The sequence below is a fragment of the Cellvibrio sp. genome (assembly GCF_053579595.1).
The window spans coordinates 1-14,290 of record NZ_JBRFPI010000077.1; the positions used below are offsets into that span (position 1 = coordinate 1).

Here is a 14,290-nt window from a genome sequence, read left to right on the forward strand (position 1 = left end):
GTTTGCGCTCCGAGCATTAAATAGGGTGCACCATCCACCATAAGCGTGTGGCGACTATTTTTGGTCACCAGCTGCGGCAATTCTGCCGCCTGAGTGATGACAGAGAAAAACATCACACTCAATAGTGCGCCAATTCGATGCCAGTTTTTTTTAATTAAAAACGTGTTTGACATAAGTAAGACCTGTAGTGATTTCTCGTTATATTTTTTGCAGCTAGATATTGGCTAAAAAATCAGGGGAGACTTATTATCTGATAAAACCGGAAATATTTCCCGTATAAGTGAGCATGTCTTGAAGTTTTTACCCTTGCTTACATAACATTTACTAATGAATTTGGTGCAACAAAAATGAAAAAACCTTGCCCCTTTCGGAGCAAGGCTCTAGCGTCACAACTCATTAAAACTTGGCACGAATACCTACAGCGAACCGAGCATCTTGTGCATAGGAATATGCGACATGATCGCCGGCAGCATTTTGATCCATAATCCCAACGGTTTTCTCTTTCAGCAAGTTAGTGGCCTCTGCTGTAACCGTGTAGTTATCAAGGAAGGTGTAGCTGACAGATGCGTCTAGTTGGCCGTAGTCATCGTTATAAACAGGCAAACGCGCCTTGCCACCAGCGCCATCATTAAAGTCTGGATCAAATCCATTACCACCCCAAGTGATCAGATACTTGCTGCGCCATGAATAAGCCAAGCGCGCAGAGAAGCCATCTTTTTCATACATACCAACAAGGTTGAATGCATTTTTTGACAACTGATCCACAGGCATTTGACCGTATGTGGAGCGATCAGTATCAAGAGGAGATGCTCCTGCATGAGTATCACCCGTTTGAGGCTGGGTGATTAAAGGAATATCAGCTTTACTATCAATGTAAGTGTAGTTTGCTTGTACTCCCAATCCATCAAATGGTGCAGGTAATGAATCAAAGAATTTGCTCACACCTATTTCCAATCCGTTGATGTCTCCGGAGCCAATATTACCCAGCCATGTTGCTTCACCAGTTACTGTTGCACCTGCCGCATCAAATGTGAATGGAGTTACACCACGACGGAAGAAACCTTTAACGTCCTTTTTGAACACTGCAACATGAGCCATGCCACCGCTTTTATCAAAATACCATTCTGCGGAAAGGTCAAATTGATTGGCCGTCATTGGCTCCAAATACGGGTTGGTATCTTGAGTTAGAGTGAAATTGTAATCATTGAGACTGGTAGCCGTTGTAACGCCATCTTTAACTGAGTTCGCAAGTGTAATCTTGGCTTGCTTGTCTTTGAATGATGGGGCCCATATTGCTTTAGACGCTGCAAAACGAATAAAAAGATCATCAGTTGCTTGCAGTCTCAAGTTAAAACTGGGCAACACATGGGTCTTGTTCGTTTTTGCTTCAAACTCTTCTGTGGATGAGGGAATTCCCAAGGCAGCTAACTCATTAACAACTAAACTACCTACCGCCACACTGTCAGTCTGAACTACGCGTACACCAACGTTACCATCAATTGGCATAGCCAGGTCGTCAAAGCCGTAGTTAACCATTGCATAAGCGGCAGTCGTGGTTTCCTCCTGCGTATTAACATAACCTGGATTTTCTAACCGGTTAGTATCCGGATAAATAGAATCACAAATCCAAGACTGGTAATTCGCACAGGTAGTTGCACGATCACCATTAATTGCAGTGGTTGTTGCGATGAAATCTTTTACCGCTGCACTGGAATACAAATAACCTGCAGCAGGGACAGCAACATCTCCTCGTTGGAAATCACCGAAGGAATATAAATTCAGATACGTAGATGCCTCATTAGCAGTAACACGCGGCAAATTGGTTTTATCGTAACCGCTCCAATCCAACTTGGTGAACCAGGTTGCATAACGAGTATTCCAGTCATACCCGGTATCAATATTATCTGCCGTTTTTTCAGAATATCTCATGCCCGCTTTAACCGATTTGATGACTGCACCATCAAAATCATATTCGGCATCAAAACGACCCGTTTTCGCTTCAGCTTCATTGCGCTCGAAGTGAGTCATTTCTTGGCCAAGGCTGTAATTTGAGAAATCTGCCATGTATTCCGGATCAAGCAGGATTGATGGAGTCTCGGTACCTATACCATCCATATAGGCTTCTTCCGGGATCACTTTCAAACCCAAGGTGTAATCATCTTGATCGGCTTCTGCTCTCACGTATTGCAAATCGGCAGAGAATTTCCAATGATCGTCCGGTGACCAATTAATGGCTGTTGAGTAATGATTGGAAGTAGATACATTATTAGCCAACCGTGTGCTGGTACCAAAATCCAAACCCCATAGCGTAGGATTGGAAACGGTCACAGTACCTGATTGCATTGCGCCGTTGGCATCATAGACCCAATCATCAGCAGCAGTAGGCATCAAAGCTTGGTCGCCATTTGCCCCTTCCAGGAAGAATGCGTTTTCGTCGTAAACAGTATCGTGTTTGCTTTGGAATGCGGTGAAGTAGAGTTCAGTGGAGTCATTAGGTGCCCACTGCAAAGCGAGGTAACCACCTTCACGAGTACTTGCATAATCGTTGCGACGCCAATCCACACCTTTGGAAACCCAAACATCATCGCCATTAATGTCACGAGGCAAAAATGCACGACTGTATACCTGATCTGAACGGCTCGCTAATTCCGAAGTCGAAGCGTTAACCAAAATACCGAATTCACCTGCACTGGTTTCCCAACGATTACTATATAAGCCTGAGTATTCGCCATTGGTTTCTTTTAATTGATCGCCTTGGTTTGCTTTTGCAGACAAGCTAATTTGCTGACCATCAGCATCAAATGGCATACGGGTACGCAAATTCACTGTGCCGCCCAAACCACCTTCGATCATATCGGCCGATGGACTTTTGTAAGTATCAACCGCATACATCAATTCGGCCGGTACGTCTTCAAAGCTGAGACCACGGCCACTAGCGGCAGAGAACACATCACGACCATTTAATTCCGCACGAACTTGCGACAAACCACGCACGGCAACACCGCTACCTTCAGCAGCAGGATGCTCGGCATCGTTATTGGTGTAGCGGCCTACGGTTACACCGGGAACACGCTGCAGTGCTTCAGTTACGCTGCGATCTGGTAACTTGCCAATATCTTCAGCAACGATTGAGTCCACAACCACATTGGAATTTCGTTTAACATCTTGCGCTGATTGAATACTCGCACGCTGTCCGCTTACGATTACTTCTTCAACCTGCTCATCGGCTTCTGGCTCTTGTGCAAAAGCATAGGAACCCATGCCCATCGCACCAACGACGAGCGAAAGGCTCGATGCCATTTTGATGTACATTGGCAATTGTTTTTTCAGGAACTGCTTTTTAATTACATGTTTATTGTTAGTTGTCATGATGTTCTCCAGTTAGAATAATTGAACTACCCCTAACGCTATCTCTCGCTGTTTTCTATTGACCAACGTTTTAAGAGATATGTGCTTCCTCCCTGTGCCATAAAACTCCCACTTGTGCCCTTGCGTTTCAGTGCCACGGCTGTACCACCCTGCGCTAATGTCAGAGAATATTTTTCTGACATCAACCCGGTTCTTAAATACATTTTTCCACTTTTAACTGTGTGAATTTGTGCAGAAATTAATTGCCCATCTGCCCAACTCATATCGATGGTAATACCGCCGCGCGCGCGCAAACCGGTGACGGATCCGGTAGGCCAAGCTGCTGGCAGTGCAGGCAATAAATGCAATTCGCCGTTGTGGCTTTGCAGCAGCATTTCCACAATGCCTGCGGTTGCGCCAAAGTTGCCATCAATTTGGAAGGGGGGATGGTTGTCCCATAAATTGCTGAGTGTGCTGCGCTGCAATTGTTCGCCCAATACTTTGTGCGCGCGATTACCGTCGAGCGCGCGCGCCCACATATTGACTTTCCAGGCTTGTGACCAACCAGTGCCGCCGTCGCCGCGTGCGTTAAGTGTGGTGCGCGCCGCTTGCAATAATTCAGGATTTTTATGAGCATTAATTTGGTTGCCGGGATGCAGAGCAAATAGATGGGAGATATGGCGGTGATCATTTTTAGGATCGTCAATATCTTCTTTCCACTCTTGTAATTGACCCCAAGAGCCGATACGGATACCGCTGTCGAGCTGGGCTAATTTTTTCGCTACTTGTTGAGTGAATTTTTTATCGCCCAGAATTTCAGCTGCATCGTGGGTATTGCGCAACAAATCAAATACAATCTGTTGGCTCATGGCAGCGCCGTTGGTGAAGTTGCCCTGTTCGGGAGAGAAACTGGGTGAGACAATTAACTTGCCGTCGCGCGGATCTTTTATTAAAAAAGCCAACCAAAATTCGGCCGCACTTTTCATGAGTGGATAGGCGCGCTCGCGCAGGAATTTCTCATCACCCGAAAATAAATAGTGTTCGTAATAGTGTTGCGCTAACCAAGCGGAAGCTTCCGGTTGCCAAAAAGCCGTGGGCCATTCGATCACACCGGTAAAGCCCCAGATATTGGTATTTAAAAAAAGTGTCCAACCTTGATTGACACCGGTAATTTTTTGCGCGGCGATTGTTCCCGGCTTAACCAAGCTATCGACAAAATCAAAATAAGGTGTCATCAGTTCCGGTAAGTTGGCGGTTTCTGCCAACCAGTAATTCATTTGTAAATTGATATTTACGTGGTAGTCGTCGTTCCATGGCGGCGTGATGGAGTTATTCCACACACCTTGCAAGTTCGCTGGCAGTGAACCGGCACGCGATGAGGCAATCAATAAGTAGCGGCCGAATTGGAAATAGGTTGCTTCCAGTGTACGGTCGAGGATTGGATTGCCTTTTTTATACTGTGCGAGCAATGCCGGTGTTGGTTGTTCAAGCGCTGCCTGGCCAATGGTTAAATCCACACGGTTAAATAAGGCTTGGTAATCAGTGCGATGTTCCGCTTGTAATTGAGTAAATTTTTTTGCTGCTGCAGCATCGATACGCTGCTGTAATTGTGTATGCGGATTTGCGCCGCGATACTGTGGATACTGCTGTTTGTAGTCGGTGCCTGCCGCCAACAAAATCACAACCGAATCGGCATTAGCAACGCGGATTTTTTTGTTATCAATTATTTCCAGCGCACCACCCTGATTAAGCAGTTGTACTTGCGCTTCAAACTGCAAACCGTTGCTGTTTAATTTACCTGCAGCAGTAATGCGACCTTGATTAACATGGGTGATAAGCGATCGATTGTCTGGTGTGCTGACACCAGCAGTGAAAGATATTTTTCCCGGTTGATCGGCGCTGAGTTTTATCGCAATCACACCGGCGGGATAACTCGCCAAATATTCACGCTTGTAATTCACACCGCCCTGCGCGTAGGTCACCTTAACTTGTGCATCGGCAAGCGAGAGTTCGCGCTTGTAATGAGTGACATCGCTGTCATTTCCAGCAAAGTCTAAAACCAGATCGCCGAAGGTTTGGTAATCACCGTATGCCGTGACTTTGCGTCCCATCAATTTTGCGGCCGCTTCCGGCGCTATAGCGCCATCAGTGGCGATGGTTTTTCGGACTTGGTTCAGGGCTGCCGTTTGCGGTTGTTCCGGCCAACCAAAATCATAACCTGCTGCACCCGGGCCGCCGGTCCATAAGGTTTTTTCATTGAATTGGATAAGGTCGCGCTGCACACCACCGGCAATGACTGCGCCCATAGCGCCATTGCCAATCGGCAGACCTTCGCGCTCCCAATCACTGGCGGGTTGATCAAACCAGATCGATAAAGGAACGGCTGCAGATACACGATGTGAAACAAACAAGCACAACATCAGCATCACAGCATAAATGCTGTGCGCCAAAGTGGAGCTGATACGCTCGCTAGATGTTGTGGTTCTGCAAGAGATTGTCATGGCTTTAATATGGTATATATGACTATTACGCCCAATGTTAAGCCAATGTTTTTATACGTGCAAGATTTATTACCTATGACATCAAATAGCGCAAAACACTTGCTACAAAAGGAAACAACCACGATTAAGACGTCACCTGTCAGTTGCCAATTAAGGCCGGAGCGGAGCTCTGTAAGCATATGAAAAGGCAAAAATGAGGGCACACTTGCCGCCCGTAAGTGGGGACAAGTGTTGGCCAGAACAGCCCTAAGAAATCAGGATCGGTGCGAAGGTGCTGATTAGGGTATGTCGTTTTATCGGGAAGTATCGTTTTGGGGAGTGCCAATGGTTTGGATAAATTCTGCATGGGAAGGAGCGAGCTGCACGCCTTTTGCAACAGCGCTTTTCATTTTATTCATGATCGCCTGGATTTTTTCGGGATCGGTTAACGGCGCCGGTGCATGAGGTTGCAAGCCGAAACCATAATACATACTCACCCAACTATCCTCTTTGAATGACTCTTGTTCTAACATTTTGATATTGCCAGAATCCCTGAACGCCACCATTTTTTCTTCGAGGGTTGCGGGGATTGGCATCGCCCTGACATGTTGCCAAAACGGATTGGAGCGGCCATTTAATTTGTAATGCAGAATAATAAAATCGCGGATGCGTTCGTATTCCAAACGATTCAGGCGATTAGCCTCGGCAACGTGTTTTTCATCAATTTCAAAATTCACCAGAAAGCTGGTTAATTTGTTGATGCCGGTTTGGATCAGCGAAATGCTGGTCGATTCGAGCGGTTCTAAAAATCCACTCGACAAACCAATCGCGACACAATTTTTGGACCAAAAATCGTTGCGCATTCCCGTGGTGAAACGAATCAGTTTTGGATCAGTCACGCATTCGCCAGTTAAATTATTTAACAATTCTTCGCGCGCTTGTTCATGGGAAATAAATTGACTGGAGTAAACATAGCCATTGCCCACACGATGTTGCAGCGGAATATGCCACTGCCACCCGGCCGTGCGCGCCGATGAGCGAGTAAAAGGATCTGGCTCCACCACACTATTGGTCTGCACTGCCAGAGCGCTGTCACAGGGTAACCAGTGACTCCAATCTTCATAGCCAACGCAGAGTGTTTTACCGATCAGCAATGCCGGCATACCGGTGCAATCCACAAATAAATCGGCCTCGACTACCTGCCCGGATTCCATCGAAACTGACTGGATAAAGCCGCTGCTTGCATCTACTTGCACGTGATTGATTTTGCCTTCAATACGTTTCACATTTCGCTGCTCTGCATAACCACGTAAAAATTTTGCAAATAGCGACGCATCAAAATGGTAAGCGTAGTTGTACCAGGCCAAGCGACTATTTTCGTCAAAACTGGGCTGCGCAAATTTTCCTGCTTGAGCCAATTGTGTGCACAGGCAAAATTTATCTAGCCCTTCTGTATAGCCCTGATTTTTTGCCGACCACCAGGTTTTATAAAAAGGGCGATCTTCAATTTGCACGCCGTAACCAGCAAATGGATGGAAAAAATGTTTATCCATACCCGACCAATGTTCAAACTTAATACCCAACTTAAAAGTCGCATTAGTCGCCTTGATAAACTCGCTTTCCTTAATAGCCAAATCTTTGATGAATTGGTGGATGCCTGGCACAGTTGCCTCACCCACGCCGATGGTGCCAATGAGTTCAGATTCAATCAGCGTGACTTGAATATCCACCTTTTCCAACCAACGCGCCAAGGCGGCGGCTGTCATCCAACCCGCAGTACCACCACCAACAATCAGGATCTTTTTTACAGGCTTAGCGGTCATCAAAAACTCCAATTACTGCGTAGTTATCATTGTTATTAACAAATAAATATGGCGTGCGATTCAATATCACTAGCCTCATTTATCATATATTAATGAAATGTAACTGCCTATGCAGAAAGCATCAGGGTGGTCTGGCATAGCTGTTGCTGTAGTCTTAAGTCGATAACGGGTGATGCAATAGAACGCGCCAGACAAGCGCATCAACTGCACCCAAACCCGCGTTTTCAGGTATTTGGAGTAAAGCAAAGAATGGCAGCAAGCACCATCAACAGACAGGGCGCAACCCCTGTTGCACCATCTCGCGGCAAAGGCTCAAGCCAATTTGCACACTTCTGCGACCTTTATCACCAGCGGTTGGATGCACTGACGCTCGCGAAGCAGCTGATCCATATGATCAAGGCGGTACAGCGCCATCGCGGTATGACCATGGGCACCCTCGGGGGCAACCAGCAATTCCGCGATGAACTTTCACATTTGCAGGTTCAACTGGAACGTCGGCTGGAGTTGCTGCAAGCATTTTCCGCTCGCAGCTCTGCCTTGCTCAGCCCGCGCGACCAGGAAAATCTGAGCAATGCCTGGCTAACAATCAGCCGCGATTGGCAGGAAGATGCGGTGATCGATAACTACGAACTGCACTGCCATCTTATCGAACAGCTGCTGAGCATGGTGGCGGCACTGGGTAAACAACTGGAACAACCTACCTCCCAATCCATGCCGGAGATGGTCGAACCTAAGGTTATCCACGCCGATGAAACACTCTATCCCAACCGCTTTAAATACCTTGAGGTGCTGCATTTTGCGACCCGCCTGATGCCGGCAGAGGCGGAGCAGATTGGCCGTATTCGTGCGCTGGCGACCTACGCCTCGGCACTCGGCTACTGCGACAAAGATTTCGCCAGCAAACTGCGCTACGTCATCCAATGTACACGGGTAAACAACGAGAAGCTGCGCCACCAGACCAAACGCCTTGAAGGCCTGCTCGACAGCGATCTGAGCCTGCTTGGCCAACTCAAAAGTTATGAGATCAAGCTGGAGTTTTTACTGTCGATGGTGGAGAGCGATGTGGTGAATGCGCATCAAATCAACACCGACAGTAGCCGCCTGTTCAGTCTGGCGACCGATATTATCGATGTGTATTTGAAGGTCGTGGATGAAGGTGTGCAACTCCTCACCCAGTGGCATGAGCAGGATATCGAAGTCTGGGTACAATCCTACTAATCAAAGTACTTGCCTCTTGGGTCTCACTCCCTACAATGGGCTCTGTCTATTTTAGGGAACCTTTATGCGTCAACTCTGGTTAATTGGGGTATTTGCCTCTATCCCTTTGTCTGCACTCGCTGCCGACACCACAGCGCCAACTATTGAACTCAGTACTGAAGCCATGAACCACTGCTTGCAAACCTCAGTGGTGGGTGCTGCAGAATCCATGACGGTAGCGGAATTAAAACAGGCCTGCCTGCTGCTGCACGAGCAGCGCCAGGGAGTGATTGAAACGCCGGTAGTGGACGAGAAGCAAGAAGCCAACTGGGTACTGCAAAAACGCATGACTCTAGAGGCGCTCAACCGCTCCAGCCGTTTTGTGCTTACGCCGCATAAACGCAACTATTTGTTCCCCTTAAGCTTTACCGAGCATCCCAACACCGATCCCTACCAAAGGGAGGATGAATCACCGCTGCTTGACCTCAGCAAGACGGAGGTGGACTTCCAACTCAGTATCAAGATTCTGCTGCGTGAAGACCTGTTTGGCGACAATGGCCATCTTTACCTCGGCTACACCAACCACTCACTCTGGCAGGTGTATAGCGACAAAGATTCCGCACCCTTCCGCGAGACAGACCACCAGCCCGAATTGATTTTAAGCTTTTCCAATGACTGGGAAATATTGGGGTTTCGCAATGCGCTTAACGAGGTCGTGCTGAACCATCAATCCAATGGCCAAGGTGGGTTGTTATCACGCAGTTGGAACCGGGTGATGCTGAACACGGTCTTCGAGCGTGGCAATTTTGCCTTCGCACTCAACCCCTGGTACCGCATTCCTGAGCCAGAGCAAGAGTATCCCGGCGATCCGGATGGTGACGACAACCCGGACATCACTGATTACATGGGTAATTTTGAACTTAACGGCGCCTATCAACACCGCGACGACATCTACAGCATTATGCTGCGTAACAATTTGCATGCGGACAATAAAGGGGCGTTAGAGCTGGGCTGGAGCTTTCCGATCAGCTCCAATTTGCGCGGACAGCTGAAATACTTTAACGGCTACGGCCATAGCCTGATTGATTACAACACCGATATGGAAGTGTTTGCACTGGGTATTGTGTTTACCGATTTGTTTTAAGGGCAAGGTTAATAAGCCTCACCCAACAAATCCACAAGTGTGCGGATGGATTCAGTTGCCTGCGGCGATACATCAATAATCGAAAATCCGGTCCAGTGTTTACCCGACAAATCCGCATCGCGCGCCCAGAGGCAATCAGCACCCAGCTGGATCACCATCTGCCCATTAACAGGTTCCGGCACATGCAAATCCAGGGTGTAAAGGCGATCCTCCTCCATGGCGACGTCGCCAACAATCATTAATCCCTGAGTGTGAATATTGACCAGACGACCGATGTATTGGTCGCGCAGGTTATCGTACACATCAACATCGCCATTGATCGTATGGCGCTCCAACTCCCTATCGTGTTCACGTGAGCAGTTGTGGGTCATGATGCTTTACCGGTTTTAAGAGTATCGGCTCGTTCATTGAGGGTGTGATAAATGTTTTCCAAGGCGCGCTCAAAAAACGGTTTGGTGCTGCCCGCGATAATCTTGGCGCGGCCGGCGAGCATATCGCGCGCCAATTGCAGGCCAGCAGCGAGCGACACCTTGCGCCCCTGCTGATCGACCAACATATAGTGCTGGGTCTTTTTATTGTACCAGGCCACCTTCAGGCGCTTGCCGCCATCAAATTCAAACCAGGTACCAAACTCCACCATCTTTAAGCTATCAACAATCTTGGCCTCTTCCGGCAATACCGGCTGCAGCTGCGCCACAGTATGTCCGGCTTTTTCTGCCGCCAAAGATTCCAACTTCGTACGCATGGGCGCAGGTGCAGGCTCGGCTTTACGGCTTAACAATGCCATGCGCTGGAGCGAGACAACCGCATCCAACAGCTTGCGACCCTTGGCTTGTTCGTAACCAATAGTTTCAAAACCGCGCTCAAGGGAGGCGAGCAGCCCATCCTGCAGCTCCATTTGTTTTACTTTGTCCGGCTGCTTGGTTTTGGGTTCCAGCGTCCAGAGCAAATCGTCAATTACTTGCAGAGCGCGCTTCCAGCTATCAGATTTATCGCCGTAGCGCAGCAGTACAAAAGACAGGTAGTCCGACCAGGGTTGCAACAACAACAGCAATATCGCCGATGGCATATCGCGATTATCGGTGCGGCCTCGCACCTCGTTATTCACCTGAATTTTCGCTTCACGCAGTTTTTCTTCGCCCTGGGCTTTTTCCAGCGCGCGACGCTCCATCAATTCCTGGCGCCGCGCCACATTGTGGGTGTAGGCATTAAACTCAATCAGCAATTCTGCAAAGATGCGCACATCATTCTTGAATTCCTGCAACAGGCGGAACACCGTGGTTTTGATCTTGGTAAAGATATCGTATTGGTCGCTGCCGTCATTGCTTACCCAGCGCACACCGGCTTCGGCGAGACTGTTGAGGAGCACGCGCGCGGGGTGCTCAGGTTGCTCAAAAAAACCCTTGTCGATAAAAGCGATTTTCAGAAACGGCGTATGCAAATAACTGAGCAATGCTTTGACGGAATCGGGCAAGTGATCATCAGACAGCATGTACTCAAACAGCATACCGACCAAGTCAATGGTCTGCATATCGCCCGCTTCTACTGCGCCATTTTCGTTTTCGCTGGCAATCTGCTCCATCATCTTGCGGCCAACCTCGGCCACCGTTTGCGGTGCAATTGGCACAGGGCCGGACTCATGGTTGGCCAGCACCTGTTGGGTCACACTGAATGCCTGGGTTTGCATCTGTTCCAGCACACTTACCAATTGATTTTGAGTGTAGACCTGTAAATTAGCGGGCGATGCTGTAGGCACTGCAGGGGTTGCCACAACTGCCCCATTGGGGTTGATCACTGGGCTATTCGCCGCCTGACCAGCAACTACCGCTTGGGGATTAAACTGTGCAGCCTGGATTGCAGGCAATGCCTGGGTCACATGGGTTTGCAACAGGCGGATCGCGTTCAACAGGCTGTTTTGGTATTGGATATCATTGGGGTTGAGCGCACCACTGAGCAATTTATCGCTCGCACGGCGCTGATGCTGCTGTTCTTCTTCGGCTTGTTGCTGCTCGTCAGCTGGCCCGTCGTTGCGCTCGAAGGGATCATCCTGCATCGCCTCATCCGTTTTGTGATCAACCGGCCTATCACTGGCGGGAACAAAGCGGAGATTGGGCAACAGGTTTTGGCGGATCAGGTAATCATTCAGTTCATCGTAAAGCCCATCGAGCATGCCAATCACGTCTTGATCGAACAACTTGTAGCCGATGATTTTGGTTTTGACATCAATATCCAGATTGGCGAGCAGCTTGCGCAGCGATTCACAAAATTGTACCGGGCTGGCAGGGTTAGCGCGCTCATCAATCTTTTCGCCATCATTTAACAACGCCAGCCGCTGTTGCAATGCCCAGAGCTGCTCGGCAAAAAAATTGTCGGCGCGATGCGTAATAGAGGTAATAGCAATGGTTTCTTCAAGATCTGAATGCTCCACCAACGAAAGAATATCGCCGCTAAAACGCTCTTCGCCGGTAAGGGTATTGAGGGATTTATTCTTGAATTTTACAAAACCATTGGCCAGATGCTGGCAGAACTCTTGTTCAGCCGCTTGCTGTACTGCTGCTAGTAAATTTTGAGTTTCGTAGAGGGCGATCTGGTCTTTATTGGATTTAGCCTGCTCGGCAATTTCCAGCACCTGCTTACACCACTGCCGCCAAAAATTAGGAAAAACGCGGTAAGCAAAGCCACGCGTTAAATCGCGGCAATGTTTTAAATATTGAATGACCAATTGCTCTGACATGGCTACCGCAGAATACGGAGAAGACTTATTAATATCAGAACCAGGTAAGCCTGAGTTATGCATAGTTATTCCGTGTTTTTCCATGAATTTCATATTCCCTAGGGCCTATTATTACCAAGCTGGATACGCGTCAACTGCGCTTGGAATCAGTGCCTGCGAACCTAGAGACTAGATGAGTGAGTCTTTTGTATAGGTTATCCTGAGCGACAATCTTAACAGCTTGTGAGATTTCTTCCAGACAATAAGACTATTAGCTCACAGTTAGATTAAAAATAGCACGATCTGCGCAAATCGCCGCAAAGAAGCCTTTCCAGCCGTTTGAAAGATAGGTAATTCCTGATTTTTCAACATTTGGATAAGTGTTCCTTAAGCAACCGCACGCCCAGCGCACCAAAATAATCCAGCACGCACAGCATCGCGCCCCACCATGGAACACATAAAGGCATAGCTTCCCTCAATAAAACTCCCAAATCCCTATCAAAATCAGGCAATTAAAAAATTGGCACTCATATTGCGATAGCCATCCTGTAATAACTGATTCGCACTCTGGGTGGTTTTAGCTATTCAACAAATCTGTACACACAATTTGTTAATAGGAGGCTAGGGTTCCGGTCACTTGATCTGATCAAGCGATGTCTGGTCCGAGAGCTTCCGACCTCCCAAGGCAGGCAAAAGGCTAAACGCCCGCAACTGTCTTGAGGTTACACGGCGGGATAAAAGCCCGGGAGATGGAATGGCCTAATCGCCAGAGTGCTCCCATTTGCTTGCGCCGATGTCACCAAAACCGCTGGAGGTTATTCATGTTGCGTCAATCCCGCCTAAAAAAAGTATTACTGGCCATTACACTCTCCCTTTCCGCCGCCAGCGCCAGTGCTGCCGAACCATTCAAAGTCTGCTGGTCAATCTATGTTGGCTGGATGCCTTGGGGCTACGGCGCCGAGCAAAAAATTGTCGATAAATGGGCAAAAAAATACGGCATCGAAATCGAAGTTGTACAAATTAATGATTACGTCGAATCCATCAACCAATACACCGCAGGCCAATTTGATGGCTGTGTAATGACCAATATGGATGCGCTCACCATCCCTGCTGCTGGCGGTGTAGATTCAACGGCATTAATCGTGGGCGACTTCTCCAACGGTAACGATGGGGTTGTACTCAAAGGCGGAAAAACGCTCAAAGACATTAAAGGCCAGCAAGTCAATCTGGTTGAACTGAGCGTATCCCACTACTTACTTGCGCGCGGTTTGGAAACTGTCGGTCTGAAGGAATCCGATGTCAAAGTCGTCAACACCTCTGACGCCGATATGGTGGCCGTTTACGGCACCAAAGATGTCACCGCCGTCACCACCTGGAATCCTCTGTTAAGCGAAATCCTTGCACAACCTAACAGCACCAAAGTATTCGACTCATCACAAATCCCCGGTGAAATTATGGATTTGATGATCGTCAATACCGAAACCCTCAAAAAGAATCCTGCTCTCGGAAAAGCCTTGGTCGGCGCTTGGTATGAAATCATGGGCGTAATGAGCGGTACAGATAAAGCCGCCACTGCTGCAAAAAC

At 48.1% G+C, this 14,290-nt stretch carries 8 protein-coding genes and 1 riboswitch; of the genes, 3 read left to right on the forward strand and 5 right to left on the reverse strand.

Annotated elements, in window-relative coordinates:
- Positions 1–396 precede the first annotated feature (396 nt).
- The 3 genes from ACWA6V_RS06905 to ACWA6V_RS06915 all read right to left on the reverse strand — a co-directional run bounded on the left by ACWA6V_RS06905 (position 397) and on the right by ACWA6V_RS06915 (position 7,651).
- Positions 397–3,369, reverse strand: a complete 2,973-nt coding sequence (locus tag ACWA6V_RS06905) for a TonB-dependent receptor (protein WP_449521789.1) — start codon at positions 3,367–3,369, stop codon at positions 397–399.
- 38 nt (positions 3,370–3,407) lie between these two features.
- The gene (locus ACWA6V_RS06910) at positions 3,408–5,774 is read right to left on the reverse strand and encodes a glycoside hydrolase family 95 protein (protein ID WP_449521795.1); all 2,367 of its coding nucleotides are present in this window, start codon (positions 5,772–5,774) and stop codon (positions 3,408–3,410) included.
- A gap of 368 nt (positions 5,775–6,142) precedes the next feature.
- The gene (locus ACWA6V_RS06915; protein ID WP_449521790.1) at positions 6,143–7,651 is read right to left on the reverse strand and encodes a tryptophan halogenase family protein; all 1,509 of its coding nucleotides are present in this window, start codon (positions 7,649–7,651) and stop codon (positions 6,143–6,145) included.
- Positions 7,652–7,900: 249 nt separating this feature from the next.
- On the opposite strand from ACWA6V_RS06915, the gene ACWA6V_RS06920 reads away from it, so the two are divergent.
- Complete coding sequence (locus tag ACWA6V_RS06920; RefSeq protein ID WP_449521791.1) at positions 7,901–8,869, forward strand: hypothetical protein; 969 nt, start codon at positions 7,901–7,903, stop codon at positions 8,867–8,869.
- 64 nt (positions 8,870–8,933) lie between these two features.
- Positions 8,934–9,992 (forward strand): phospholipase A, encoded by a 1,059-nt coding sequence (locus ACWA6V_RS06925; protein WP_449521792.1) that lies wholly within the window; start codon positions 8,934–8,936, stop codon positions 9,990–9,992.
- Between the two features lie 8 nt (positions 9,993–10,000).
- On the opposite strand, the gene ACWA6V_RS06930 is transcribed toward ACWA6V_RS06925, so the two are convergent.
- Together ACWA6V_RS06930 and ACWA6V_RS06935 are read right to left on the reverse strand one after the other, a co-directional pair.
- Complete coding sequence (locus ACWA6V_RS06930; protein ID WP_310075260.1) at positions 10,001–10,363, reverse strand: PilZ domain-containing protein; 363 nt, start codon at positions 10,361–10,363, stop codon at positions 10,001–10,003.
- On the reverse strand, positions 10,360–12,789 hold the full coding sequence (locus tag ACWA6V_RS06935; RefSeq protein ID WP_449521793.1) for a DUF1631 family protein: 2,430 nt from the start codon (positions 12,787–12,789) through the stop codon (positions 10,360–10,362). The genes ACWA6V_RS06930 and ACWA6V_RS06935 overlap by 4 nt, the downstream gene beginning before the upstream one ends.
- Before the next feature lie 526 nt (positions 12,790–13,315).
- A riboswitch (guanidine-I (ykkC/yxkD leader) is annotated at positions 13,316–13,456 on the forward strand.
- 70 nt (positions 13,457–13,526) lie between these two features.
- Here ACWA6V_RS06935 and ACWA6V_RS06940 point away from each other — a divergent pair.
- Positions 13,527–14,290, forward strand: a 764-nt coding sequence (locus tag ACWA6V_RS06940; protein WP_449521794.1) for a putative urea ABC transporter substrate-binding protein, incomplete at its 3' end; no start/stop codon positions are given.

Coding starts and splice junctions, on each gene's coding strand:
- ACWA6V_RS06930 (WP_310075260.1), bottom strand. CDS start 10,363: ATGACCCACAACTGCTCACGTGAACACGATAGGGAGTTGGAGCGCCAT.
- ACWA6V_RS06915 (WP_449521790.1), bottom strand. CDS start 7,651: ATGACCGCTAAGCCTGTAAAAAAGATCCTGATTGTTGGTGGTGGTACT.
- ACWA6V_RS06925 (WP_449521792.1), top strand. CDS start 8,934: ATGCGTCAACTCTGGTTAATTGGGGTATTTGCCTCTATCCCTTTGTCT.
- ACWA6V_RS06905 (WP_449521789.1), bottom strand. CDS start 3,369: ATGACAACTAACAATAAACATGTAATTAAAAAGCAGTTCCTGAAAAAA.
- ACWA6V_RS06910 (WP_449521795.1), bottom strand. CDS start 5,774: ATGCTGATGTTGTGCTTGTTTGTTTCACATCGTGTATCTGCAGCCGTT.
- ACWA6V_RS06935 (WP_449521793.1), bottom strand. CDS start 12,789: ATGCATAACTCAGGCTTACCTGGTTCTGATATTAATAAGTCTTCTCCG.
- ACWA6V_RS06920 (WP_449521791.1), top strand. CDS start 7,901: ATGGCAGCAAGCACCATCAACAGACAGGGCGCAACCCCTGTTGCACCA.